Source organism: Aliivibrio logei (assembly GCF_001691055.1).
Classification (GTDB): domain Bacteria; phylum Pseudomonadota; class Gammaproteobacteria; order Enterobacterales; family Vibrionaceae; genus Aliivibrio; species Aliivibrio salmonicida.
Window position 1 is genome coordinate 16,797 of record NZ_MAJU01000025.1, and the last position, 26,268, is coordinate 43,064.

The 26,268-nt window shown below is 40.7% G+C and carries 26 protein-coding genes; 11 read left to right on the forward strand and 15 right to left on the reverse strand.

The window, feature by feature from the left end; all coding sequences use genetic code 11:
* Positions 1–2 precede the first annotated feature (2 nt).
* A complete protein-coding gene (locus A6E04_RS17015) occupies positions 3–944 on the forward strand; it encodes an ABC transporter permease (protein ID WP_017020918.1) in 942 nt (313 codons plus the stop codon).
* A 237-nt stretch (positions 945–1,181) separates the two neighbouring features.
* A complete protein-coding gene (locus tag A6E04_RS17020; RefSeq protein WP_065611949.1) occupies positions 1,182–2,762 on the forward strand; it encodes a BCCT family transporter in 1,581 nt (526 codons plus the stop codon).
* Positions 2,763–2,846: 84 nt separating this feature from the next.
* Here the strand turns inward: A6E04_RS17020 and A6E04_RS17025 are convergent, their stop codons facing one another.
* Positions 2,847–3,563 (reverse strand): 3'-5' exonuclease, encoded by a 717-nt coding sequence (locus A6E04_RS17025; protein ID WP_065611950.1) that lies wholly within the window; start codon positions 3,561–3,563, stop codon positions 2,847–2,849.
* 9 nt (positions 3,564–3,572) lie between these two features.
* Entirely contained in the window at positions 3,573–5,453 is a 1,881-nt protein-coding gene (locus A6E04_RS17030; protein WP_017020921.1) for a DUF294 nucleotidyltransferase-like domain-containing protein, read from the reverse strand.
* A 175-nt stretch (positions 5,454–5,628) separates the two neighbouring features.
* Between A6E04_RS17030 and A6E04_RS17035 the strand changes: the two genes are divergently transcribed.
* Both A6E04_RS17035 and A6E04_RS17040 read left to right on the forward strand, forming a co-directional pair.
* Positions 5,629–6,507: an SPOR domain-containing protein gene (locus A6E04_RS17035; RefSeq protein WP_065611951.1), complete on the forward strand. Its 879-nt coding sequence runs from the start codon at positions 5,629–5,631 to the stop codon at positions 6,505–6,507.
* Positions 6,482–6,754: a hypothetical protein gene (locus A6E04_RS17040; protein WP_085941776.1), complete on the forward strand. Its 273-nt coding sequence runs from the start codon at positions 6,482–6,484 to the stop codon at positions 6,752–6,754. The genes A6E04_RS17035 and A6E04_RS17040 overlap by 26 nt, the downstream gene beginning before the upstream one ends.
* Before the next feature lie 51 nt (positions 6,755–6,805).
* Here A6E04_RS17040 and A6E04_RS17045 read toward each other — a convergent pair whose 3' ends face one another.
* The 9 genes from A6E04_RS17045 to A6E04_RS17085 all read right to left on the reverse strand — a co-directional run bounded on the left by A6E04_RS17045 (position 6,806) and on the right by A6E04_RS17085 (position 14,471).
* Positions 6,806–8,728 (reverse strand): BglG family transcription antiterminator, encoded by a 1,923-nt coding sequence (locus tag A6E04_RS17045; protein WP_065611952.1) that lies wholly within the window; start codon positions 8,726–8,728, stop codon positions 6,806–6,808.
* A 193-nt stretch (positions 8,729–8,921) separates the two neighbouring features.
* The gene (dagF, locus tag A6E04_RS17050) at positions 8,922–9,662 is read right to left on the reverse strand and encodes a 2-dehydro-3-deoxy-phosphogluconate aldolase (protein WP_017020924.1); all 741 of its coding nucleotides are present in this window, start codon (positions 9,660–9,662) and stop codon (positions 8,922–8,924) included.
* A 12-nt stretch (positions 9,663–9,674) separates the two neighbouring features.
* Positions 9,675–10,778 (reverse strand): DgaE family pyridoxal phosphate-dependent ammonia lyase, encoded by a 1,104-nt coding sequence (locus A6E04_RS17055; RefSeq protein ID WP_065611953.1) that lies wholly within the window; start codon positions 10,776–10,778, stop codon positions 9,675–9,677.
* On the reverse strand, positions 10,762–11,898 hold the full coding sequence (locus A6E04_RS17060) for an amidohydrolase/deacetylase family metallohydrolase (protein WP_065611954.1): 1,137 nt from the start codon (positions 11,896–11,898) through the stop codon (positions 10,762–10,764). Before A6E04_RS17060 ends, A6E04_RS17055 begins: the two co-directional genes overlap by 17 nt.
* 58 nt (positions 11,899–11,956) lie before the next feature.
* Positions 11,957–12,607 (reverse strand): DUF4310 family protein, encoded by a 651-nt coding sequence (locus A6E04_RS17065; RefSeq protein WP_017020927.1) that lies wholly within the window; start codon positions 12,605–12,607, stop codon positions 11,957–11,959.
* A 14-nt stretch (positions 12,608–12,621) separates the two neighbouring features.
* Positions 12,622–13,401, reverse strand: coding sequence for a DUF4311 domain-containing protein (locus tag A6E04_RS17070; RefSeq protein WP_012549003.1), 780 nt, complete (start codon positions 13,399–13,401; stop codon positions 12,622–12,624).
* Between the two features lie 59 nt (positions 13,402–13,460).
* Positions 13,461–13,757 carry a DUF4312 family protein gene (locus A6E04_RS17075; protein ID WP_012549004.1) on the reverse strand — a complete coding sequence of 99 codons (297 nt, stop codon included), beginning with the start codon at positions 13,755–13,757 and terminating at the stop codon, positions 13,461–13,463.
* A gap of 2 nt (positions 13,758–13,759) precedes the next feature.
* The gene (locus A6E04_RS17080; protein ID WP_012549005.1) at positions 13,760–14,122 is read right to left on the reverse strand and encodes a glycine-rich SFCGS family protein; all 363 of its coding nucleotides are present in this window, start codon (positions 14,120–14,122) and stop codon (positions 13,760–13,762) included.
* 1 nt (position 14,123) lies between these two features.
* Complete coding sequence (locus A6E04_RS17085; protein WP_065611955.1) at positions 14,124–14,471, reverse strand: transcriptional regulator; 348 nt, start codon at positions 14,469–14,471, stop codon at positions 14,124–14,126.
* A gap of 400 nt (positions 14,472–14,871) precedes the next feature.
* Between A6E04_RS17085 and A6E04_RS17090 the strand changes: the two genes are divergently transcribed.
* Positions 14,872–15,450: a hypothetical protein gene (locus tag A6E04_RS17090; RefSeq protein ID WP_065611956.1), complete on the forward strand. Its 579-nt coding sequence runs from the start codon at positions 14,872–14,874 to the stop codon at positions 15,448–15,450.
* 89 nt (positions 15,451–15,539) lie between these two features.
* Here A6E04_RS17090 and gorA read toward each other — a convergent pair whose 3' ends face one another.
* Together gorA and A6E04_RS17100 are read right to left on the reverse strand one after the other, a co-directional pair.
* The gene (gene gorA, locus A6E04_RS17095) at positions 15,540–16,895 is read right to left on the reverse strand and encodes a glutathione-disulfide reductase (protein ID WP_065611957.1); all 1,356 of its coding nucleotides are present in this window, start codon (positions 16,893–16,895) and stop codon (positions 15,540–15,542) included.
* Positions 16,896–17,106: 211 nt separating this feature from the next.
* The gene (locus A6E04_RS17100; RefSeq protein ID WP_012549014.1) at positions 17,107–17,946 is read right to left on the reverse strand and encodes a 23S rRNA (adenine(2030)-N(6))-methyltransferase RlmJ; all 840 of its coding nucleotides are present in this window, start codon (positions 17,944–17,946) and stop codon (positions 17,107–17,109) included.
* Positions 17,947–18,098: 152 nt separating this feature from the next.
* Between A6E04_RS17100 and prlC the strand changes: the two genes are divergently transcribed.
* Positions 18,099–20,141, forward strand: a complete 2,043-nt coding sequence (prlC, locus tag A6E04_RS17105) for an oligopeptidase A (protein ID WP_017020935.1) — start codon at positions 18,099–18,101, stop codon at positions 20,139–20,141.
* A gap of 73 nt (positions 20,142–20,214) precedes the next feature.
* On the opposite strand, the gene A6E04_RS17110 is transcribed toward prlC, so the two are convergent.
* Positions 20,215–21,648: a M48 family metallopeptidase gene (locus tag A6E04_RS17110; protein ID WP_244886289.1), complete on the reverse strand. Its 1,434-nt coding sequence runs from the start codon at positions 21,646–21,648 to the stop codon at positions 20,215–20,217.
* Between the two features lie 126 nt (positions 21,649–21,774).
* Complete coding sequence (gene cyaY, locus A6E04_RS17115; protein WP_012549017.1) at positions 21,775–22,089, reverse strand: iron donor protein CyaY; 315 nt, start codon at positions 22,087–22,089, stop codon at positions 21,775–21,777.
* 81 nt (positions 22,090–22,170) lie between these two features.
* Here cyaY and lptM point away from each other — a divergent pair, with 81 nt between their 5' ends.
* The 5 genes from lptM to xerC all read left to right on the forward strand — a co-directional run bounded on the left by lptM (position 22,171) and on the right by xerC (position 26,137).
* Positions 22,171–22,290, forward strand: coding sequence for an LPS translocon maturation chaperone LptM (gene lptM, locus A6E04_RS20985; protein WP_083199069.1), 120 nt, complete (start codon positions 22,171–22,173; stop codon positions 22,288–22,290).
* Positions 22,291–22,365: 75 nt separating this feature from the next.
* Positions 22,366–23,619, forward strand: a complete 1,254-nt coding sequence (gene lysA, locus A6E04_RS17120; RefSeq protein WP_026025334.1) for a diaminopimelate decarboxylase — start codon at positions 22,366–22,368, stop codon at positions 23,617–23,619.
* Positions 23,620–23,701: 82 nt separating this feature from the next.
* Complete coding sequence (dapF, locus tag A6E04_RS17125) at positions 23,702–24,532, forward strand: diaminopimelate epimerase (RefSeq protein WP_017020939.1); 831 nt, start codon at positions 23,702–23,704, stop codon at positions 24,530–24,532.
* Positions 24,529–25,233: a DUF484 family protein gene (locus tag A6E04_RS17130; RefSeq protein ID WP_065611959.1), complete on the forward strand. Its 705-nt coding sequence runs from the start codon at positions 24,529–24,531 to the stop codon at positions 25,231–25,233. The genes dapF and A6E04_RS17130 overlap by 4 nt, the downstream gene beginning before the upstream one ends.
* Entirely contained in the window at positions 25,226–26,137 is a 912-nt protein-coding gene (gene xerC, locus A6E04_RS17135; RefSeq protein ID WP_012549021.1) for a tyrosine recombinase XerC, read from the forward strand. The genes A6E04_RS17130 and xerC overlap by 8 nt, the downstream gene beginning before the upstream one ends.
* The last annotated feature ends 131 nt before the right edge of the window (positions 26,138–26,268 follow it).

Consider the following 26,268-nt stretch of genomic DNA (forward strand, 5'->3'; position numbering starts at 1 on the left):
TCATGAACACGACAACTAACCACGTTCCAACGCGTTGGGAACGATTTAAATCATCAGATTTCTTGTACTATTTCTTACGTGACAAAGTAGCAATGTTTAGCTTTGCTGTTTTTGTTGTGTTTGTATTAGGGGCGCTACTTTCACCCGTTCTAGCACCAAGTAATCCATACGATCTAAGTTCTATCGACATTATGGATTCAGAATTGCCACCTTCTTGGATGGAAGAAGGAGATGAACGTTTTCTTCTCGGAACTGATGACCAGGGTCGAGATGTACTCTCAACGATTCTTTATGGTTCACGTTTATCATTGACGATTGGTTTTCTAGCGGTAGCAGTACAACTGACTCTCGGTATCGTTATTGGTCTTTCTGCGGGCTATTTCGGTGGACGAATTGATAGTTTCTTAATGCGCTTTGCGGATGTGCAGTTATCATTCTCAACCATGATGGTTGCGATTATCGTTTCAGCCATTTTTAAAGCCAGTTTTGGAACGGAATTCTTTAGTCAGTATGCGGTGATCATGTTGGTTGTGATTATTGGTATTGCTGAATGGCCACAATATGCACGTACTATTCGCGCCTCTGTATTGGCTGAGAAACAAAAAGAATACGTTGAAGCGGCTAAAGTGATGGGGTTCCGTTCGCCAAGAATCATGTTTCGCCATATTCTGCCGAACTGTTTGTCTCCTATTTTGGTTATCTCTACGGTACAGATTGCAAATGCGATTATGTCCGAGGCGGCTCTGTCCTTCTTAGGTTTAGGCCTACCGGTAGACCAACCTTCATTAGGCTCATTAATCAGTATTGGTTTTAACTATATCTTCTCTGGGTCGTGGTGGATTACCGCTTTCCCTGGGTTAGTCTTAGTGACCCTCGTTCTTGTGATTAATTTACTGGGCGATTGGCTGAGAGACGTGTTTAATCCTAAAATTTATAAGGGTTAATAGAAGAAAGCATATAGAAAGCGGTGATTGAATCATCGCTTTTTTTTGTTGTGTATAACGTGAATAGTGTCTTACAAACTAAGATTACCGTCTTATTTTGTTGTTTTATTGACTAATTTGCCGCTTTTACTGGCAATAGTTAGCTTAGTTGTTAGGATCATCCTGTGTGTTTAAATATTTTAAAGCGAGTATTTGAATTAAACCAAAACAGAGAGCTAAGGCTCGAAGTGAGGAATAATGAGTAGAAATAAGGATAAGTACAGTATAGATAACACGGATTATACTGTTGGACAGGATAACGTTCAAAAATGGGGATTGGATATTCATAATACCGTCTTCGGCATTAGTGCTGGTTTAATTGCACTCTTCTTAATTGCGGTTGCTGTGACTGATCCAGAAACCGCGAAGACGGTTCTAAATGGTTTAAAATCACAGATTATCAATGCATTTGATGGTTTGTTTATGTGGTCTGCGAATATCTTTGTGATTTTCTGCTTAGCATTGATTGTGTCTCCATTCGGTAAAATTCGCCTTGGTGGTGATAAAGCCAAACCAGATTATTCAATGATTTCTTGGATAGCGATGCTATTTGCCGCAGGCATGGGTATTGGTCTTATGTTTTGGGGGGTTGCTGAACCTGTTGCTTACTTTACCGGTTGGTTTGGAACGCCATTAGGTGTTGAAGCTTATACTCCAGAAGCAAGACAACTCGCGCTTGGTGCGACCATGTTCCACTGGGGTATTCACCCGTGGGCTATTTATGGTGTCGTCGCTTTATCATTGGCCTTCTTTTCTTACAATAAAGGCTTACCGCTTTCTATGCGTTCAATCTTCTATCCAATTTTAGGGGATCGTACATGGGGGTGGCCTGGTCACATTGTTGATATTCTTGCCGTTCTTGCTACCTTATTTGGTCTTGCGACTTCTCTAGGTCTTGGTGCTCAACAAGCAGCAAGTGGTTTCCAGCATGTGTTTGGTATTGAAGGTGGCTTAGGTTTACAAGTCGCGATTATTTTCATTGTTACGTTACTTGCCGTTGTGTCGGTAATGCGCGGTATTGATGGCGGCGTAAAAATCATCAGTAATATTAATATGATCATCGCGATTGTGTTGGTTGCTTTTGTTGCTTTAGTGACCTTTGCGGTTTCTATGGGGACAATTCCAACAACGATCATCGGTTATATTGAAAATATTATTCCGTTGAGTAATCCAAGTGGTCGTGATGATGAAGCGTGGATGCACGGTTGGACAGTGACTTATTGGGCGTGGTGGATTTCATGGTCTCCATTTGTTGGTATGTTTATCGCTCGAGTATCTCGTGGTCGTACAGTTCGTGAGTTCTTGATCGCGGTATTAGTGGTTCCAACTGTCTTTACTGTGCTATGGATGTCTACTTTTGGTGGCGTTGCGATTGATCAAATTATTAATAATGTGGGTACATTAGGGACTGATGGATTAACCGACGTCTCTCTTGCTATGTTCCAAATGTTTGATGCTCTGCCTATGGGTAATATTTTATCTATGATTGCTGTTGTTCTGGTATTGGTATTCTTTATTACCTCATCGGATTCAGGCTCATTGGTTATCGATAGTATTACCGCTGGTGGTAAAGTTGATGCGCCAATTCCACAACGTGTTTTTTGGGCGTTCATGGAAGGTGCAATTGCCGTTGCTCTATTATGGGTCGGTGGAACACAAGCGGTTGAAGCGCTTCAAGCGGGTGCGATTTCTACCGCATTGCCGTTTACCATTATTCTATTAGTGATGTGTGTCAGTTTGCTTATGGGCATGAGAACAGAGAAACACAATCGTTCTTAATGTTTGAGTAACTGATAAATAAAAAGCCGATGAGGATTATTATCTTCATCGGCTTTTTTATTTCTTGCGGTTTCTATTGCTTAATTATTGCCAGATTTTTCTGATCGGGTCATTTTCAGAGAAATGGTAGCGGATTTGAGCTTGAAACAGTTCAGCGGTTGCTATGGCATCGGTTAACGCATGATGCGGGGCATATGCTGGTAAACCATAGCGTGAGCGGCTATTGGCTAACCGAATGGATTCAGGGCGCTTTCCTTTAATCCAATTAATTAATCCTTTCGCTTGCTCTTGTTGAAAGTCCCCTTCAATTTGCATCGTATCGACGATAGGAAAAACGATGCCTTCGCCAATAAGATTACGCAAATTGATATCAAAGAAGTCACGTTCGATTTTACGATAATGAACCACGACCACTTTGCCTGCCAATGCATCCAATACTTTCTCTAAAATACGGCGTAAATCAGGGGCACCTTGTAAATCTGAGTGAGTGATGCCATGAATAACGACTGAGTTTTCTTCTAGGCTATCTTGTGCTTTAACAAACCAATGTTGCGATTCACGACAACGAATACGCTCTAAGGTAAACGGAACTAATCCGATACTAATGATACTGTTTTGGTTTGCATCTAACCCTGTGGTTTCAAAATCTAAAGCAACAAACTCAATATCTTTGAGTGGTGTTTCTTCTTCATAAGTCCCCGTTTGGTAGAAATTTTTAAGGCGCTGATCTTTACTTGCTTCGTATTTATGAGTAAAGAAAGCGGTCCAGTTTAAAATTTCTTGATGAGTGTTAGAAATCATTATTCACTCCTAGAATTTGCTGGCGCTATAGCGAAATTTAAGGAAATTTTGTGCATTGCTGAGTACTTGGAACGCATCCTTTAAATTTCGGCGTTCAAAATCAGACATGTTTTCAGGCTCAATATTATTATCTGGTTCAATGTTTGCTTCGACATCTAACGCTTGGTGACGTAAACGAACCAAAGAAATCAATTCCATCGCATGATGTAAATCTCCGCCTTTTGATTTTGGCAGAATACCGGCTTCAATAATGTCATCTAAACGTTCAAAGGAGTTTTGGGCTTGAGAGCCAATAGCCAAAGCATGAACACGAATAAGATCAGCAAGAGGGGCGGTTCCGCGACGTTTTAAGTTGATCGAGTTATTATGGCGACCATCTTTCTCCATCACGAAGTCTTTAAAGAACCCCAGTGGTGGCGTTCGGCGTAAGCCGTTTCGAGCAAGACAAGCAAGGAAACGATTGTTCTTTTTCGCACGACGAACAATAAAGCCATTTAACTGCTCAGCCCATTTAGTACGGCCATAAACGCCATTTAAATCGAAGAAGATAGAGCTGTTTAATAATGCCTGAGGATCTGGGTTATCAATCCAGTCAGCAAAGCATTCTTCCCATTCCGATTGAGTTTTACGCCATTCAGGATTGGTTGCCATGATATCGCCAGTACAATAGGTATAACCACACGCCGCTAAACCATCACAAACAAAAGCTGATAAGGCTTTAAAATAGTCACCGTGTTCGGCTTCATTGTAGTCATTGTCTAAAATAATCGCGTTATCTTGGTCAGTTACAATCAGTTGTTCATCGCGAGCCATTGATCCTAATGCTAAGAAACAATAAGGCACAGGCGGTTGACCTAATTCTTCTTCAGCGAGCTCTAATAAACGTTGTTTGAAGCTGCGACCAATTTCAGACATCGCGCTACCCACCATATGTGAGTTGGCGTCTTCGTTTACCATTCGTACAAAACAATCTTTAAGTTGAGCAGAAAGAATAACGAGATCTTCGATGGTTTGTTGTTGGAAGATACTGCTCACAAATAACAGGCTATTTTGAGATTCATAACGCACGATATCAGAGACTTCAAGTACGCCAATAGGCTGCTTATTACGAAGTACAGGAAGATGATGAACGTTGTAGCGCAACATCATCAACATCGCTTCAAATACATAAGCGTTGTGATCGAGTGAAATCAGCTCTGTCGACATGACTTCTGAAACCGGAGTATCAAAATCTAGTCCGCAGGCGAGGACTTTGGTGCATAAATCACGGTCAGTAATAATGCCAACAAAGTCGTTATCTTCTTCATCGGTATTGATTTCTGGATCGGTAATTAAAACCGCTGACACATTCTCTTCTGCCATGGTTTTTGCGGCAGATTGAATGGTTTCATATTTGGTGATCATAACGGCTTCACGAGTCAGCAATGTTTTTACTTTTGATGTCGTTAAATCATTGGCGTCATCATGATTACTTTCAACGGCTTGCTTTAGACGAGTGGCATCTTCCACTTCAACGAAATCTGAGAATTCATCATAACGTTCACAATAATCATCAAATACAGATTCAGGAATACAATAAAGAAGAGAATCTTTAAGTGCTTTGGCTGGGAAGCGAACTTTATTATTCATTAATAAGCCCATTTGACCAAAAATACTGCCTTCATCCAGCCGGTTATAGAGTTCCCCATTACGACGATAGACTTCTATAATCCCACTGCGAACCATGTAGAGGTCTTTGATCTCATCACCAAAGCCGATCACCATACTCTCTGCACGGTAATAAGAAATTTCAACGCTTTGGGCGGCTTCTTTTATCGCCTCTTCAGGTAATAAACTGAATGGAGGGTATTGAGATAAAAAATGTTGGATCTCTAACAGTTCAACTTCCATGTGCCACTCGACATAAATAAAGGAGGATAGGCTATAATTTTAGTTTATCGCCTTATGGATAGCCATTTTATTCTATTAAATTACGCGATATGAAAGCATTGGAAATAGGATCTCGGATCTGAAACACAACTTTTGCTATGCTGATAATATTGTTAACGCTGCTTGGGGAAGTCAGATGACTAAATTAATAAACAAAACAGCACTCTCATTTATTGTGCTCAGTAATGTCGTCGTAGTGACAAGCGCGTATGCGAATATAAATTTAACCGATTATTTAACGACAAAAAAAAGTGCCTTAATGTCGGTGTGTGTGCCTAAAGCGTCTACGGCAATGAACGAATTGTCGGAGTCTTGCCCGATTGGTGAAGGGTTATGGGGAAACCAGTCAGCAAAGCATGACGAGGGTGACAGTGAGTTTTGGATTCAATGCGGTCTTTTTCGTAAGACAATCGATGATGCAGTTATTTCTCGACTTAGTGAGGCGGTGAATGCGCCCATTAATATGAAAAAAGAAGGCGATTTAAATCGCTGTTTGATTGGACCTTACCTAGATTACACCACCGCCAGTAAATCATTAGCGACTTTACAGCGTGAGCGTTTATTTAAGCTTGCTACGTTGAGAGAAGTGGATCTTTCTACCATACCAAAACCGGAGATCACCCCTGAAGTGGTTGCAGAGCCGAAACTTGATCCGATCACGATTCGCAAAGCCGTGATGATCAATCAAACGCATTTTGTTGTGCCATTTAGTCATGACACCACGGAAGGTTTTTACATGGAAGGTAAAATGCCATGGCTACGAGCAACGGCACAGCACGCCCAAGAGATCTGCCAACAGATAGATATGAATTTAGTTACTAAAGAGCAATGGAAAATATTGGCTGATTCTACGATAATGAAAAAAGATAAATGGCCAATGCAATTGCCTTATTGGGGAGCTAATGATTTAGGTCTCTTTAAAGACGGTTCGACCAAAAAATTAAAAAACACGTCCATGTTGAATGTGGTGTGTACTAAAAAGACAGAAGGTGACGTTGTTGGAAATCCAATTTAAAGGTCGTTGGGACAGTAAGTCTCTGGCGGAAAATCTACAAGAAGCATTAGAAACACTGGAAGAAGAGTTTGGCGTAAAAGCGTTATCAGATATTACGTTGAGTATTTGCTTAGAAGATGAGCATAAAGAAGAGTTAGCATTATTAAGTCCAACAGGACGAGCGTTAGAGTTAATCGTTATTAATAATCCTCGTGATGTGAATGACGGTGAGAAAGCGCCAGTTCTTGAGTTTAAACCTCGGAGCTAATACTTTTATACCGACATAAAAAATCCCAGTCGTTGCTGGGATTTTTTGTTTCTACCAATCTTTTCTTCTATTAAACCAGCACTCTTTAGCGACGTATTGAAATTCTTCATACGATAAACATTCTAAGATCGTATCTACCGCCTTGCCATTCATGAAGGTAACAAATAAATCATACAGACTCATGGCTTCTTCATAATCGTTTTTATTGATGGCAAAAAGAAAAATCACGTGTGCAATCTTTCCGTTTCCCCAGTCGACGCCATGTGGAGAAATAATGGTGTATACCTTTGTCTCATTGGCTAATAACCCCAGAGAGTGGGGAATGGCAATCCCTTCTCCTAATATGGTTGAGGTAATGTTTTCACGTTCAATCACCGAGTCATAAAACTCAATAGGGGTGATATTGTCTTCTGTAAAATGTGCGGTGAATTTTTTTAACAGCTCAGCTTGTGTCGTTGGTTCTGATAGGACTGAAAAATAACGTTGATCAAAAAATTTATCCAACATGTAAGGGTGGGAGCGATTCATTAATATGAGTTTATTAACCTGCTCTAATTGAAAGCTTGTTGGTAACAGCGAAATAGTAATGGTCGGTCTGTTTTTTTGAGAGACTTTTTCTGTAGAAATAACAAAATCGGCATCCACTTTGGTTAGCGATTCATACTCTCTTACTGAATCAATTTTTTGAATATCTAATTGAGGTAAGGAGCGAAGTAATTGTGATTCTAATAACCGCATAATCGAAGTGCCAGAATCACACACTAACAATGCTTTTGGCGGCTGTTGTTCTTCTAAAGCAAAGTTACGCTCTAGGCCTACACCTATATGCATAACGAGATAACCAACCTCACCATCTGGGATCAAATGTTTTCCCCAATAAGAAATAGCGGCAACCGTCATATCGTAGGCCAAAGGATAATAGCGCTTGATATGATCCACTAACGGATTAGGTATCGTAATTTGGTATTTTACGCGCAATATCATGGTGGTGATATGACACAGTAAATCACGCTTTAATAGCTCATCATTACGTAAATCATAATTGTAGTGTTCGTTTACATAATCTAATAAAAAATGCGTTAACTCTAATTGTTCAGTGTATTTCTCAGTATCGACAATCGTGACTCCTGTTACTCGGCGAGCCGCAATTTGAATACTCAAATAATCAATTTCTGATTGAGGAAGAGGGGCACCAAGTAAGACTTCAATCGTTTTACTTAGATCGAGGGCCGCGTTTTGCGCTTCATTACTGATTTTTGGTTGATGTACGTGGTGGATCACTGAATTTAACTTGAGTCGATGCAGAGTGATGCCGCAATACACCAATAAATGATGCAACCCTTCATCGGTTAATCGGATGTGGTTTTGATTAATTAACGTCAGCAAATCTTCTTTTAATGAGGGTAAATTAATCTCAGGAAAGAAGTGGTCACAGACATTAATAAAAGTGCGATCACTGGGTTTAAACTGAAATAAAACATGAGCGATACAGGCTCGTATCGCTTGCTCTTCCCCAAAAAGTTTCAGGCCATGATGGGCTTTACTTACTATCTCTAAATTGTATTGTTCTAAGATTTCTCGGATTTCTGTCATGTCCGCCTGTAAAGAAGTTCGACTAACAAACCACTGATTGGCTAAATCGTCTAACTTACATTCTTCCTCTTGAGAGAGAAGGCGCATGATTAAGTACACAACGCGATCTTTAGCGTTACGAGGGGAGGTCTTCATCTTTTGAGTCTGTTTTTCAATATCAGAAAATCGAGCTTTGTCGTAAATATCGAAATGATAACCCGTTCCACGCTGGTGCTGAATTTGAGCGCCATAAGAGGCTAAAATATCGTTTAATGCAGAGATATCAGTACGTATGGTTCGAGTTGAAATATCACAACGCTGTGCCAGTTCTTGTTGAGGAAGCGGTTCATGTCTAAGTGCTTCGAATATGGTATTAAGGCGTGGATAAGGCAGTTGAATCATAAGAGAACCGAGTTAAGTTAAGTCATTTTTATTAACAATAATATCAACCAGTTTTAAGTAACTAGATATCAATATTTATTGAATGTGTGATTCTTATCTTGAGTTATTTTTTTCGACTAAAAATAAGTCGGTGTATCAATAAAATAAAAAAGCCAGATCTCTGGGGGCAGCGATCTGGCTTGGAGGAGCAAACTTAGTTAAGCAGTTTTTTAGTCATTTCTAATAGAGTTGTTACGTCTGTTGGGCGTGTATTCCCTGTTGCTTTATCAATAATAGAGCTATAGATGTGAGGAATAATTTTACTTACGCCCGCATCGAGTGCGATTTGCATGATTTCTTCGTAGTTTTCTAAATCAATCCCGCCCGTTGGCTCCAACCAAAAATCTTGCTCTGCACAGGCTTTAGCGACATACGCAAATTCTTCACGACTTTCTAGGCCACCCATTGGGAAGTATTTAACAGAGCTTCCGCCCATGTCTTTTAGCATCGCAATTGCCGTTTCTACAGGAACAATGGCATCTTCAGAGCGAGAGCTTAATGGCCCGGTTGAGATTTTAACCATTCCCACTGTACCGGTTGGTGAAATTAAGCCGTTAACAATACTTTTATCTTGTCCAACTAATGCTCGGCTTGTTGCGACACCCGTAAACACTTGGTTGATGTGTTGTGGCTGAACGTGTTGAGAAATAAGAGACACCATCATTGATTGATTTGGGTCGCCTGCGCCTAGGCCAACAGATACGGCATTGTTGGTTGCTTCGCTGTATTTTTTCATGTCGCTAACCGCGGCGTCAACGTCTGGGTAATTTTTTGATAATACACCGACGAGGACATGGCCTTCCGCAGCGTCATAAATTTCGCCCGCATTATCAACAGATCCTGCTAATACATTCAGGCATACACGATTCTTGTAGAAATTAGCTTTTAAAGTCATGGAGTGTCTCTCTTAAAATAATGCGTTAATTTTTAGGAAAATAGTATTCAGTTGCGTTGAGTTAACGCTGCGAACATCAATTTCGATAATGCCTTCGTTGGCTTTGTAACCACGGCAATACACCGCAGGGTTACCATTTTGAAGTTGTTTTACAATTTCAGTGGTGGTGGTTTGAAGCTCATCATGATCAAACGCGATTTCTGCTCGCGCAATATCACGACCAGCACTGTCCCAAACCACGCGAGATTTCACCCCATTAATCGAATTGATGTCGCTAATGAATGTTTCCATTTTTGCGACCATTTCTTGGCCCGATTCTTTTTCTACCGTGAGATAATCGGTAATTGCGTGAGTTAAGCCTAATATGCCTTCTTTACCGACTTTCATTGCTCGGCCAATACCTTGAGATTGTTTTCTTACCCAGTTGATATAGTGTGTTTTACCGACCACTAATCCACTTGTTGGGCCTTCAATGGCTTTAGCGCCACTGTAAATAACAAGATCTGCACCCATAGCAAAATAACCTTGTAGATCTTCTTCTGCAGCCGCATCCACAATTAAGGGTAAGTCATGTTTTTGGGCGACAGCGACGGCTTGTTCAACCGTTAAAATACTTTTTTGAACACAATGATGAGACTTAATGTATAAGATAGCGGCGGTGTTTTTTGTTATTGCCGCTTCTAACTGTTCTGCTGAACATTCATTGGCATAACCTGCCTCTTTGATCGTACCGCCACCCAGAGTAACCATGGTGCCAACTGGTGCACCAAAATTCACGTTATGGCCTTTTGGTAGTACAATTTCAGAAGGCACATCATGGGCGTGGGCGTGTAAATTTTCTAATCGATATTGGCTGTCTTTTACAATCACAGCAGCAACGGATTGAGCGATGCCAGCAGAAGCACAAGAGACAACGACAGCGGCATCAACATTAAGAATATTTGCAATGTATTCTCCGGTTTTGATCACTAAGTCTTTCATATCAAAATATTGACCAAGTCCTTCTGTAACTGCATTTACAACGTCTTCATTTGGCGTTGAAACCCCTAATGCAGTCATGCGACCTGACGCATTAATTACTTCCGTAAGACCGTATTTATCATGAATTGAAGACATTGGTTTGTTCTCCGTGTTGTGTCGTAATAAGTTTGCCTGCAACAATGCTGGCTAAAGGTAAAAAGGATTCTTCACCTTGGCGAGTACCTTGTTCTGAGTCTTCAAAAGTACAGGCTTCATGGTGGATATTAAAAATCGTGATATCGGCGTCTTGGCCTATTTCTAACGTGCCTTTGGTTTTCATTTTTAGTGCATTGGCGGCATTGATAGTGACACAATCAATCACTCGATCCATGGGCAAACCGATACTTAAAAATTTCGACATGATGTGAGATAGACTGCGTACCGGTCCTGAAATTCGGTTTTTACAATAAATATCAGAACTGATCGTGTCTGGATAAATGCCTTTTTTAATTGCTTGCTCTGCAACATCAAAACTAAAGCTAGCACCGCCATGGCCAACATCCAAAATAACGCCACGTTTGATGGCTTTTTTCATTGATTCTTTTAATTCACCCTCAGGGGTTAGAATTCGATTTGGCTTTCCGTTATAGCAGTGTGTAATGATGTCGCCTTTTGTTAGTAACTCGGCAATATCATCTAAATTTGGTGGATTATTTCCAACGTGTACCATCAAAGGTAGGTTGTTATTTTGAGCCTGCATTTCTTTGGCTCTGATCAGTGGTGCTAATCCGTTATTTTTTACAACGCTGCCGCTCATTCTTGCTTTTATGCCAACAACAAAGTCTGAATGTTTAGTGATGGCAGTTTTCGCAGCGTCTAAACTAATGTCACTCATGTCAGCGAGTTCATCTTGTCGCAATAAACCAATGCGAGAGATATTTAAAATACTGTATACGTTAGTGGCACTTTGTTGAGTTAATCGATAAAAATCATCGACATCATCAGCACCGACACTGCCGGCATCAACCACGGTAGTCACTCCATGAGTGACACCGATTAAATCGGGTTCATCGTTATAAATTGGCGACGATGGGTAACAATGCGTGTGTGAATCAATCCAACCCGCGCTAAGGAAATGTAACCCTTTTAAATCAACAGTTCTTATCGCAGCGTCGTTAATATCAGATCCAACACGTGCTATTTTTCCATTTAGAATTGCGACATCAACAAGGCCACCATTCACTAATTTTCCGTTTTTTATCAGCAAGTCATACATAACTCTTACCTGTGTGACGTAATGCTCTCTCTAATTGAAAGAGCATTATCTAGATGGATTAACCAAGAGCTACTGGGAATAGAGAGCCGAACACCATCGCACCAATGATAGCGCCACCAGTGATTGGTTTTTTCCATTGGTAGAACGCAAGCGCACCAATCAATGAACCAATACCAATTGGAATAGAAGCCGCAATCGCAGACAGAACAATCAGAGGACCCAAGAAGCGACCTGATGAATTACCTGCGCCCATCATGACATCAGCGCCGTAGGTTGAGTTACTTTGCCCAACGGTGTATTTACGAGCTAGGATGATGATGTAACCAATTGCCACGCCTAATAGAAAACCAACAATCAATGAAGCAATAAAGTTTTCTAATGGGTAAACAATACCCGCACCCAGTAAAAGAGCTGGGACGCCTAAGCCAACCCCTGTTTGAATTGCGCCACCAATGTCTAAAATACCGACAAGTGACCCTTCAATGATTCGAGCAAATAAGAAACTCGCACCAAAAGCGGCAACGGCGCCATAAACACCCGTGTCCATTCCTGCACGTAACATTGATACAAACGCGACTTCATTGAATGCGCCAATGCCGTATAAGTAGTACATGTGTGTACCGGCAAACACGCCAGAAGACAGCAGACCGACGAAGAAAGGGAAAGACCAATCTGCGTACCAAAAGTTATTCTTTAATTTATCGTCCATTTTCAACTCCTGACTTACTGATTGCCGCTAAGGGTGGTGTGTACGCTCTCTAACCAAGTAGGAACGGTGAGCCTGAAAGACTCGATAAGTTCAAGGTCAAATCCACGGAAGAAGGCGCTCATAACAAATAGAGTGATAACCGCTGCAAGCATGATTTTGGTTACTTTATTCCAACCACCATCTTCAACACCTTTACCAATCAAGATACCAAGAACAAGGCCAGGTACGGCATTACCCATGATCATTTGAGCCAAACCACCAAAGATAGTTGCCCAAAAACCAGAGCGACGACCGGCGTCAATAGCGGCTAACCAGAAGATAACGGGCATCGCAATATTGACGAGTAAGTTAGCGGCAGGAACGAGTACTTTTACCGCGGTAATTTGTAGACTTTCAGGAACGGCGGATGCCGTCGAGTTTAAGAATGCAACAACAACCATGCCGATGATGCCACACGCAATGCCCATTTTTTTCGGGTCGTGCATTGTCTCAGCGACATTTTTGTTTTTGAACATCAGGGCAGCTGCACCCCAATGAGGAATAATTCGGTGGTCAACATCTTGAGTGAAAGCACCTGCTGCAACAGAAGACGCCCATGCGTTAAAGAAGAAGCCAAGGCCAAAAGAAAAGTGAGATGCAGGATCGCCTTCACAAGAGTTAAGTTCGCCAAGAGTACGGAATGCGCCCATACCTTGAACTGTTGGAGCGTGGAACATACGTGCGGCACCCACACCGACGCCAACGCCCACTAAAGCCCCTATAATTAGAGACTTCATTAATATAATTAAGAACATCTATATATACCTTCCATTTGTATACTTAAATAAGTTTTTTATTTAAAGTAAATAGGTGTTTATATTGATTTAAAATCCAGTTGGTCAATATTAATTATGGTGACATTAACGGTGACATCTAAAGTAACTGAATAAGAAGTTTTATTTCGAGGTAAAAAGAAAAACATAAACTTTTCTATTCTTTCTTTTTTCTCCGCATTAATTAATTTCACATCAACAGGTTCTATACGTAAAATAACTTGCTCGTTATCTTTTAGAATTGTTTTTTGAATATTATTTAATGCGGAACTGAAAGCGGCTTGTTTTGTATTTCCATTACCACTAACCGTAACGGTTGTTGTAATCGATTCTTTCATATTTAGCTTCTGTATTTTTTAACGAATGCTTCGACCAATCGTTGGCCTAGCTCTTCTTTATCCATGAAGCCAAAACCAAGTACGTTAAAGCCTTCATTGATTGCGGTTACGCCTTCTTCAACAGAGCGCATACCATATTTTGCTTTGTAGCCGTATTTGTTTTGCGCTGTGATTGCACCTGCACCGCCACTGCCACAAAAAGAGATACCGAAGTCCGCTTGCTCTTCGTTCATAACATCACCAAGCTTCATGTCGGCAGCCATACCAGGGATCACAGTAACAGAACCACCTGCGGCTTCTACGCCTAAACCTACTTTTTGTCCTTTACCTAAACGGTCGCCGATCACTACTTTTATATTCGTCATGTTATGCTCCTAATTCTTCAGTTAATTCGTTTTCTTTTGCCACTTCAAAGTGAACAGATAATAAATATGATTCTTCGTATGCTAATGTCGGAAACAGACTCACGACATCTTCGGCTAATTTATGTGATGATTTTGATATTTCATCAAACATGTCAATTTCAACTTCGGGTAACGATTCATGAGTATGAGATCTAATTACCATTGCTTTTAAATGAGAAAAAAGCATTTGTTTCTGAACACTGTCTGGAAATATATTCTCAGCTCTTAAAATAGAAATTACTTTATTGAACGTTGAATCTACTTCTTCAGTGAATAACTCTTCATTAATGTCTAGAGTATTACTATCCACGTTTTATATTTCCTTTAAATAATAAACTTTGCTATCCAAACTTGATGATTGAAGAATATAAGTGGAAGAGGAAAGTGAACAGGGAGAGATTTTCCACTTTGAAGTGGAAATGAGTAATGGTGTGCGGATACAGGTCAAACTTTTTATTTTATTTACTTAAATATTAATTAGTTACAAATGAGTGGTTGTGAAAATAAGAAAGGGAAGTAAAAAAAGGTGTGGTGAGTTTTGTGATTTTGGTTGGATTTTAAAATTCAGAAGATGAATAAATAATGAGTAAAATTGGGCTGATCCTTTACTTTTACACATACGTAATAGTGAATTGCTTTTTATGGTAATTGTTATTTAATTTAATCAGATTAAACTAATCTCATATTAAGATTACATAAGGTAAGCCATTATGACTGCACATCATCACCCTCATTTTCAAGTTGGACAAACGATTGAAGATCACCCATTTAAACAAGGTGATGGTGCGATGCTTGAGATGTTTCGTAATGACTTACCTAATATTCTTTATGTTGGTCTTGGTAATATTACGGCTGACGAACAAGCCGTGTTGAGACAAGCAAGTGCTCAGCTAGGAATGACAATGACAAATGAAGGGGCGTGTTTAGCTGTGTTTTCATTGGGTGAGTTGACGTTTGAAATGCAGTTTAATGCCGCTGTTATTCCTGAAGATTATTTTCAATCACCAGAATCAGGGAAGTTGTCTTTTTCTATGTTAGCGATTGATAGTGCGACCAATACACTGCAAGCTATTCGCGAATTTACGTTGTCAGAAGAATTGAGTCGTCAGTTTGTTGAAGTTATGCAGATTCAACGCAAAATGAATGATGTGGATGTAATTAATCGCGTAAACGAAATGCTGTTAAATACGCTAACGACTGAAGAATTAAATGAGAAAATAGCACTTGAACCGCTACAAAGTGTAGTTGCAGCACCGACTTGTGGCTGTGGGCATAACCATTCTCATTAAGTGTTCATACAAAAAAACGAATAAATAAAAAACGCCGCTCATATTAACCATGGGCGGCGTTTTTCGGTTTGAATATTAAATAACAGTGCTTATCTCATCGTAACAAATTCTTCAGACCCAGTAGGGTGAATCGCCACAACGGCATCGAAATCAGCCTTAGTTGCGCCCATCTTCATTGCTACTGCAAAACCTTGGATCATTTCATCAACCGTGAAACCGATACCGTGTAAGCCAACAACTTTTTCGTCTTCACCAGCGCAAACCAGTTTCATTTTACAAGGTTGACGGTGCTTAGTTACCGCTGTGTACATCGCAGTGAAGCCTGATGTGTACACTTTTACGTTGTCTTTGCCGTATTGCTCGTCAGCTTCTTGTTCAGTAAGACCAATCGTGCCAATCGGTGGGTGGCTAAACACAACGGTAGGAACTAATGTGTAATCCATTTTTGCGTTTGTTTGACCGTTGAATAGACGCTCAGACAGTAAACGACCGGCTTTAACTGCGATAGGAGTTAGCTCAATGCCGCCTTCCATGATGTCGCCAACACAGTAAATGCCTTTTACGTTTGTTGCTTGGTATTCATCAACTTTGATGTAACCGCGATCGTTAATAGCAACGCCCGTTTTCTCTAAGTTGATAGCGTCAGTCGCTGGGTGACGACCAATCGCCCAAATTAGCGTATCAACGTTTTGTGTCTCACCATTTTCTAGGTGAAGCGTTAGGCTGCCATCGGCTTCTTTAACCACTTCTTTTGGTACAGAGTGAGTATGAAGGGTTGGGCCTTCTGTGTTCATCACTTCAACTAGCGTATCGATGATCATTGGATCAAAGCTACGAAGTGGAGATTCTTTACGAACAAATAAATGAGTTTCTGTGCCTAGAGAATGAAGTACACCGGCAATTTCTACCGCAATGTAACCTGCACCAATAATCGCAACGCGTTTTGGCTGTTCTGTGATTTCAAAGAAACCATTTGAATCAATACCGTGCTCTGCGCCTGGGATATTAGGGATTGTTGGACGACCACCAACAGCAATAAGAATATGATCGGCAGTGTAATGTTCGCCATTGACTTCAACGGTGTTTGCATCGATAAACTTAGCGAAGCCTTTGATCACGTTTATTTTGTTGTTACCAAGAACGCGGTCGTAAGACTCGTGAATACGACCAATGTAAGCTTGGCGATTTTCAACCATTTTACTCCAGTTGAATTTTTTCAGTTCAACATCAAAGCCATAATCTTCTGCGTATAAATTAATGGCTTCAGCAACTTGAGCGCCGTGCCACATTACTTTTTTAGGTACGCAGCCTACGTTTACACAGGTGCCACCAAGTTCTTGTGCTTCGATAAGAGCGACTTTCGCGCCATGCATAGCAGCACGGTTTGCTGATGCAATACCACCAGAACCACCACCGATACAGATATAATCAAAATGCGTAGCCATTACTTTCTCTCCAATAAGTTTTTAATTCTTCTTACATTCTATGTATGAAATGCGACCAAATTTTATTTTTTCAAGGTGTACGATCTTCAAGGTCTACTAGGTTTCAGGTCGCTTCGCTTGCAGGTTTCAGGAAAGAGATAAAACTGAGCAATGCTATCTGCTTTTCCTGAATCCTTTGAGGGAGCTTGCGACCGGCCTGAACCCTTATTTTTTATTCCGGAACAATCCATTCCACTTTACAGTGACCTGTTGCAGGTGCAATCGCTTCTTTCAAGAAAGGCAAAATAGTATTCATTTGGCTTTCTAGTTTCCAAGGTGGGTTGATAACGATCATGCCAGATGCTGTCATACCACGCTCGTTTGTATCAGGGGATACACCTAATTCAATTTGAAGAATGTTACGGATATTTAGTTTTTTAAGGCCATTGATCATGTCGTCGATATCACAACGATTAACCACTGGGTACCAAATCGCATAAATGCCTGTAGCCCAACGTTTATGGCTTTGGCCAATCGCGTTAACCACATCGTAATATTCTTTTGCAAGCTCATAAGGTGGGTCGATTAATACCAAGCCTCTGCGCTCTGGTGGCGGCAAGCTTGCTTTTAATCGAGCAAAACCGTCTTCTTTATAGATAGATACTTGGCGATCACTGTGAAATTCTTGTTCAAGCAATGGGTAATCAGAAGGGTGAAGTTCGGTTAATACCATGCGGTCATAACAGCGTATATGCGCACGACCAACACAAGGAGACCCTGGGTAATAACGTAATTCACCGTCTTCATTTAATGCTTTTACGGCATCAAGGTAACTTGTGATTTCTTCTGGGATGTCTGTTTTATCCCAAATACGTTCGATACCTTGTTTGTATTCACCTGTTTTTTCAGACCATTCATGCGTTAAGTCGTAACGGCCAACCCCTGAATGGGTGTCGTGATAAACAAATGGCTTATCTTTTAGCGTTAATGAATTAAGGATAAGGCTTTGTACAATGTGTTTAACTACGTCGGCATGGTTGCCAGCATGAAAACTGTGACGATAACTTAGCATGAATGAACTCTCACTATTTGAATGGGAATATTATACCCAAGTTTATAACGCAATGTGCACACTCTTGCATCACCCATTGAAATTTAATCCATTAAGCACCATCTTAAGTAGATAGCGACATCAAATCGAATAAGAAATAAAAAGGAATGAATATGTCTAATCCGTTACTTACCTTTACTGACTTGCCTCTTTTTTCTCAAATTAAGCCAGAACACATTCAACCTGCAGTAGAACAAGCGATTGCAGATTGCCGAGCTAAAATAGAAGACGTATTGGCGTCTGATGCCGTACCAAGTTGGAACAGCATTATTGTTCCCCTTGCTGAAACGGATGATCGTCTAAGCCGCATTTGGTCACCAGTGAGCCATTTGAATTCAGTGCAAAACAGTGAAGCCCTGCGTGAAGCGTATGAAGCGTGTTTACCTATCCTTTCCGAGTACGGAACTTGGGTTGGGCAGAACAAAGCGCTCTATCACGCCTATAAAGAAATCAAAGCGAGTGCCGATTTTGCTACGCTTTCTCAAGCTCAACAAAAAACCATTATTGATGAATTGCGTGATTTTGAATTATCAGGCATTGGTTTACCCGCTGATCAACAAAAGCGTTACGGTGATATCAGTAAGCGCACGTCAGAATTAAGCTCAAATTTCAGTAACAATGTGCTTGATGCAACCATGGGTTGGTCAAAGCATATTACGGATGAAGCTGAATTATCAGGGTTACCTGAATCGGCGATGTCAGCGGCGAAAGCGGCGGCAGAAGCAAAAGAATTAGACGGTTGGTTACTGACATTAGAGATGCCATCGTACATTCCAGTCATGACGTACAGTGACAATAAACCACTGCGCCGTGAAATTTACGAAGCGTTTGTGACTCGTGCATCGGATCGTGGTCCAAATGCCGGTAAGTGGGATAACACCGATCTTATTTCAGAAGAGCTTAATCTTCGTCATGAAGTCTCGCGCCTATTGGGTTTCTCTTCGTACAGTGAAAAATCGTTAGCAACAAAAATGGCCGAGAGCCCAACGCAAGTCCTTGGTTTTTTAAATGACTTAGCAGCGAAGGCTAAACCTCAAGGTGAGCGCGAAGTTGCAGAGCTAAAAGCGTTTGTAAAAGAAGAGTTTGATATTGATGAGTTGGATCTATGGGATGTGACTTATTACTCTGAAAAATTAAAGCAAAAGCTATATCAGATTTCAGATGAAGAATTACGTCCTTATTTCCCTGAATCAAAAGCCGTATCTGGCCTATTTGAAGTGCTAAACCGTGTGTTTGGTATGACAGTGGTAGAGCGTGAAGGCGTTGATGTATGGCACGAATCAGTGCGTTTCTTTGATATCTTCGATTCAACCAACACCTTACGTGGCAGCTTCTATTTAGATTTATACGCGCGTGAACACAAACGTGGTGGTGCATGGATGGATGAATGTCGTGTTCGTCGTTTGACTGAAAATGGTGAACTGCAAACGCCTGTCGCGTATTTAACGTGTAACTTCAGTAAGCCTGTTGGTGGTAAGCCTGCGTTATTTACTCATGATGAAGTAGTGACGTTATTTCACGAATTTGGTCATGGTATCCACCACATGCTAACGCAAATTGATGTGGCGTCAGTGTCGGGTATTAATGGTGTGCCTTGGGATGCGGTTGAGCTACCAAGTCAGTTCTTAGAAAACTGGTGTTATGAAGAAGAAGCACTCGCGTTTATTTCTGGTCACTATGAAACGGGTGAGCCATTACCAAAAGAAATGTTAGATAAAATGCTGGCGGCGAAAAACTTCCAATCAGCGATGTTTATTTTGCGTCAGTTAGAATTCGGGATGTTCGATTTCACACTGCACACAAATTACGATCCAGATCTAGGTGCAAAAGTATTAGAAACCCTAGCAGAAGTAAAAGCAAAGGTAGCGGTATTACCTAGTGTCGAGTGGAACCGTTTTTCTCACAGCTTTAGTCATATTTTCGCGGGCGGTTACGGTGCGGGTTATTACAGCTATCTATGGGCAGAAGTATTATCAGCCGATGCGTTCTCGCGTTTTGAAGACGAAGGAATTTTCAACACGGAAACAGGCCAAAGCTTCTTGAATAATATTCTTGAAATGGGCGGCAGTGAAGAACCTATGGAATTATTTAAACGCTTCCGTGGTCGTGAACCTCAAGTGGATGCCATGTTACGTCATGCGGGCATTGGTGCGTAATAAACTAAGCAAGTAAGTGCCATAAATAAAACGCCTCAATAATTATATTGAGGCGTTTTTTGTTTTAAAGCGTTTATTTCTTATAGGGCTTAATCACGACTATTTTTACTTCATCGCCTTGGTGTAGTGGCGTATTTTCTTCTAATCCATTCCATATCGCTGTCTCTTCTGCCGATAAATCAGAATGATTACGCTTGGTTAGCTCATTGACACTTTCGCCTTTTATTGCCGTAGTAATCGCGATCTCTTTTTGAGTTATTGCTGCAATTTGTGCATCTGTGATTGGTTGTAAAGAGAGGGCTGAAATGCTGACTTCACTTTTGTTTTTCGCGGTACTTAGAGTTAGTACTTGATAAGTGATGTCGTTCAAATCGAGCCAATATTGGGTGATAAACGTGTCTTGTTTTCCTTCTTTATCCGTTAATTGCACGTTATACATGGTTGCTCCCCATGTTAACTCAACCGTATTTACTGGCGCTAAGTAATTATATTTAAGTTCAAGGTACTGACTAAAGCGATGCGCTGTTTGCTCAGCAGTGTATTGAGGCTCGGAAACGGAGAGAGCGACAAAACCATCGTGTGTCTCATTGATCGCCGCAACAACTTGAGGTTGGTTTACTGTTTGCCACTCTTTAGGGAATACTACGGTAAAGCCCATCGTAGGCTGAATGAATGTTGATTCAGAAAAAACACCATTTTCTGGATTTTCACCGACGACTAACCCATTGAGTTTATAGAGAAAATTAGGCTTAATCGGTTTTTGAGGTATCACTCTTAATGCATTTGCCGATAGATCGACATGCTTAACACGTTCTGGTGTGTAAGGGTGGCTATCAAAGTAGCTTTTTTCAGTTTCCGTCTGCGTTTTAAATTCAATCGCATCATTTATACGAGCTAAAATAACGCCCATCGCCATGGGATTATAGCCAGATTTTGCCGCTAAATTTACACCAAGTTCATCTGATTCTGTTTCATGAGAACGACTGTAGTTTGCCATTAATAAATCGTTGCTAAAGGTAAACGGGGTATTAATTAGATTACCTAAGTCTTCATTTATTACGTTGCCAACAATGTTGCCGGGTAATTGAGTTATGCCAGGCAGAATACTTCGTTTCATTTGCTGAATTGAATGCCTTTCTGTGACATGAATAATTTCATGAGCCAATACACAGGCGAGCTCGTCTTCATTGTTCATTAGAGTTAACAAACCCCGAGAAATATAAATATAACCACCAGGGAGGGCAAACGCATTTGGGATTGGGTCATCAATAATTTCAAATTTAAAATCAAACTGTGGTGAATCAAGATGAGAGACTAAGCGAGCACCCACTTGTTTGACGTATTGATCGAGTGATTCATTTTGATATATCCCCATTTGTTGCTCAATAACGAGTGAGTTTTTTTCTCCGACGGATTTATCGTAGTTTGGACTTATTGAGCAAGCAGAGATAGATAAAGAGATCAGAGTCGTCCCTGTGATTTTTGTGATGTTCGATATGCTTTTCATAGGCATTCCTTGGCCTTATGTTGAGTTAATTTGTATTCGAAGGTGACAGAGTTGAGGTGGGGAAAATAATAAATGAAGCCCTTCTGAGTAGTTCAAAAGAGCTTACGATGATTCATAAAGATAGCATTAAGCCCATTGAATCACTTCATCTGCGTGTTTCTGGCATTCTTCTTTTACCATTTCAATGAATTCAACCCCTGTTTTAGAGCATGTCCATTTTTCATCAGTATAAGCAAAGTGAAAGCCGCCAGATTTAGACGCTAACCAGATTTCATGCATTGGTTCTTGTTTATTGATCACGATTTGGCTGCGGTTTTCAAATTCTAAGGTCAATACGTTTCCTGTGATTATTGGCTCAATGTCTGCGCCAGAATCATCAATCATATCTTCAAGTAATTGCAGTTTCGCATCAACTAATTCGTGAAATTCAGTATTATTCATCTTGTTTATCCTATTGCTTTTCTTGGCTGTGGTGCGATTATAGAGAGCATAACCAGATATTAACACTAATGGTAAAATCTTATGCAAAAAAGAGTGATGGCGTTAATGCTACTGAGTGTCTTAGCATTGGCGGGCTGCGGTCAAACTGGTGGGTTATACATGCCAACGGATGATGCACCAAAAACAGAAGCCGCAGAATAGTGTATTTGTAATAAATGTATTCATGCACTGAAATCTATTAATAGAATAACTGAAAACTAGACAAGGAAGATGACATTGGATTATTTCAATTATAAGGACGATGGACAGCTTTGGGCTGAAGAACGACCAATTACACAATTGGCTGAGCAATATGGTACGCCATTGTATGTGTATTCTCGTGCGACGTTAGAGCGCCATTGGAATGCATTTGATAGCTCGGTCGGTGAGCAACCTCACCTTGTGTGCTATGCCGTTAAAGCAAACTCAAACATTGGTGTATTGAATGCGCTTGCCCGTCTAGGTTCAGGTTTTGATATCGTTTCTCAAGGTGAACTTGAGCGTGTGGTTGCCGCTGGTGGTGATCCTACGAAAGTCGTGTTTTCTGGTGTTGGTAAAACAGCAAAAGAAATGCGCCGCGCATTAGAATTAAACATTAAATGTTTCAACGTAGAATCGGAACCAGAGCTTGAGCGCTTAAATGCAGTCGCTGAAGAGATGGGTGTGATTGCTCCAATTTCATTGCGAATTAATCCTGATGTTGATGCAAAAACACACCCGTATATTTCTACTGGTTTGCGTGACAATAAATTTGGTATCGCGTTTGATCGCGCACCAGAAGTGTACAAATTTGCACAAACGTTACCGAACTTAAATATCCAAGGCATTGATTGCCATATCGGTTCTCAATTAACGGACATTACGCCATTCATTGATGCAACGGATCGCTTGTTAGCGTTGATTGATGACTTAAAAGCACAAGGTGTGAATATTCGCCACCTTGATGTTGGTGGTGGTTTAGGCGTGGTTTATCGTGATGAATTACCGCCTCAACCGTCAGAATACGCTACGGCATTATTAAGTCGCTTAACGGGTCGTGAGGACTTAGAGCTTATTTTTGAGCCGGGTCGTGCGATTGCAGCAAATGCGGGGATATTAGTGACTAAAGTTGAGTTCCTAAAACATACGGAACACAAAAACTTTGCGATCATTGATGCCGCAATGAATGATTTAATGCGTCCAGCGTTGTATCAAGCATGGCAAGACATTGTGCCTGTTGTTCCACGTGAAGGCGAAGCTCAAAGTTATGATTTAGTTGGCCCTATTTGTGAAACGGGTGATTTCTTGGGTAAAGATCGTGATTTAGTTCTTGAAGCGAATGATTTATTGGCTGTTCGTTCATCGGGTGCGTATGGCTTTGTTATGTCATCAAACTACAATACACGTACTCGTGCGGCAGAAATAATGGTCGATGGCGATCAAGTGCATCTTGTTCGTAAGCGAGAAGAATTAAGCTCTTTGTGGGAGCTGGAATCTATTTTACCAAACTAACTTAGAATAAAGAGCAAGAGGCTTAGGCTGCTTGCTCTTTTGGTATTCAACCTAGAAAGATAAAATAAAAAGAAGAACAACTATGCACTTTCATTTTTCTAAAATGCACGGGCTAGGCAATGACTTTATGGTGGTTGATTGCTTAACTCAAAATATTTTCTTTTCACCAGATTTGATCCGTCGTCTGGCTGATCGTAATCGTGGTATCGGTTTTGATCAGTTATTGGTGGTTGAAGCTCCCTATGATCCTGAAACTGATTTCCATTACCGAATTTTTAATTCTGATGGCACAGAAGTAGAGCAATGCGGTAATGGCGCTCGTTGTTTTGCTCGTTTTGTCCGAATGAAAGGCTTAACGAATCGAACGACTATTTCGGTAAGCACGAAAAAAGGAAAAATGAGTTTAAAAGTGGAAGATGATGACCAAATTACGGTGAACATGGGTGAACCTCAATTTGAACCAAACAAAATTCCATTTAAAGCGACTCAAGCTGAAAAAACCTATTTATTGCGTGCGGAAGATAAAACATTATTTTGTGGTGCGGTGAGTATGGGCAATCCACACTGCGTGACGGTGGTGGATGATGTCGATAATTACGATGTTGATAAATACGGCCCATTAGTGGAAGGGCATGAACGTTTCCCTGAGCGAGTAAACGCAGGCTTTATGGAGATAGTTTCTCCGAGCGAAATTAAATTACGTGTGTATGAACGTGGTGCGGGTGAAACTCAAGCGTGCGGAAGCGGTGCTTGCGCAGCGGTTGCCATAGGCATAATGCAAGAGCTCCTAGAAGAAGACGTTAAAGTGTCTTTACCTGGTGGTGATTTACGTATTGTTTGGCAAGGCCCGGGTAAACCGTTATTTATGACAGGGCCTGCGACACACGTTTATGACGGTCAATTATCAATATGAATGAAGTAACACCAATAATAGAGCCACAGCCGACTCAACTAACGGAAGACGTTGTGGCTCAATTTTTAATGGATCACCCTGATTTTTTTCAACAGCATCCTGAGCTTCTTGGGCGAATTAAAGTAGATACTCCTGAGCGAGGCGTAGTTTCTTTAGTTGAAGTACAAGTCAGTAAGCTACGTAATCGTATTGGTGATTTAGAAGAAGAAATTACTCAGTTAATGTCACTCGCGGCAAAAAATGATCGCTTATTTCATGACTTTGCTGATGTTCAAAAACAATTATTGATGTGTGAGTCATTTGATCAAGCCGCTAAAATTATAGAGCAGAAAGCCGTCGTGCTGAATTTAACGGCTTATATAAAAATCATTGATCATGCTCATCCTAAATACAATGTAGATAAAACAGCCCTCGATAATTTCATGAAAAAATTCTTGAATGGTCGTTCTGCATACTTAGGGCGCTTGCGTCAAACTGAGCGTGATAGCTTATTGGCCTATGGTGGGCTAAATGCCTCAAATTCAGAATTGGGGTCATTTGCTGTTTTACCATTAGGACAGTCAACCCCGCTGGGGATCATGGCTTTTGCTAGCCGTGATGGTGGCCATTTTCAACCGAATATGGATACGTTATTTTTGGAACAACTTGTGAGTGTGTTCCATTACTTACTAACTCAGTGGTCTAAAGCACATAATGAGTGAATCATTACCTCCGCAATATGAAAAACACCTAACTGCATTTTACGAGTTCTTGCGTAATGAAAAGGGATTGAGTATTTATACTCAACGTAACTATAAGCGCCAGTTAACAACCATTGCTGAGCAGTTAATTGAACTTGGTGTTGATTCTTGGCAAGACGTTGATGCTGGATGGGTTCGACAAATCACCAGTAAAGGCATGCGTTCGGGATTGAAAGCGAGCAGCTTATCGACTCGACTGTCTTCATTACGCAGTTTTTTTGATTTCTTAGTCTTACGTAATGTATTGCAAGCAAACCCCGCGAAAGGTGTTTCTGCGCCTCGTAAATCTCGACCATTACCAAAAAATATTGATGTGGATGAGATGGGGCAGTTACTGGAAGTGAATGAAGATGATCCATTATCGATTCGAGACCGAGCGATGATGGAGCTAATGTACGGCGCGGGTTTACGTTTGGCTGAATTAGTCGGAATTGATGTTCGAGACATTCAATTACGCCAAGGTGAATTACGAGTTATTGGTAAGGGGGATAAAGAGCGTAAAGTCCCTTTTTCTGGGAAAGCGAAAGAATGGTTAGGACACTGGCTGCAAGTGCGAAACCAATTAGCGAACCCAGAAGAGAAAGGATTGTTTGTTTCTAAATTAGGCGTTCGAATTTCTCATCGAAATGTGCAAAAACGTATGGCTGAGTGGGGAATGAAGCAAGGGGTGAATAGCCACATTAGCCCACACAAACTACGTCACTCATTTGCTACGCATATGCTTGAATCGAGCGGTAACTTACGTGCAGTACAAGAATTATTAGGACACGAAAATATTTCTACTACGCAAATCTATACCCATTTAGATTTTCAACATCTTGCTCAAGCGTATGATCAAGCGCATCCAAGAGCGAAGAAAAAATAGAGATAAAGTATCGTAATTTCACTTATTGATAATAAAAAGCCAGTGAGAGCATATGATTGTTCCATTGGCTTTTTTAGTTGCTTAATATACTGTTTTTAAATGGTTAACCAGTAATTGGCCTATGATAGGCC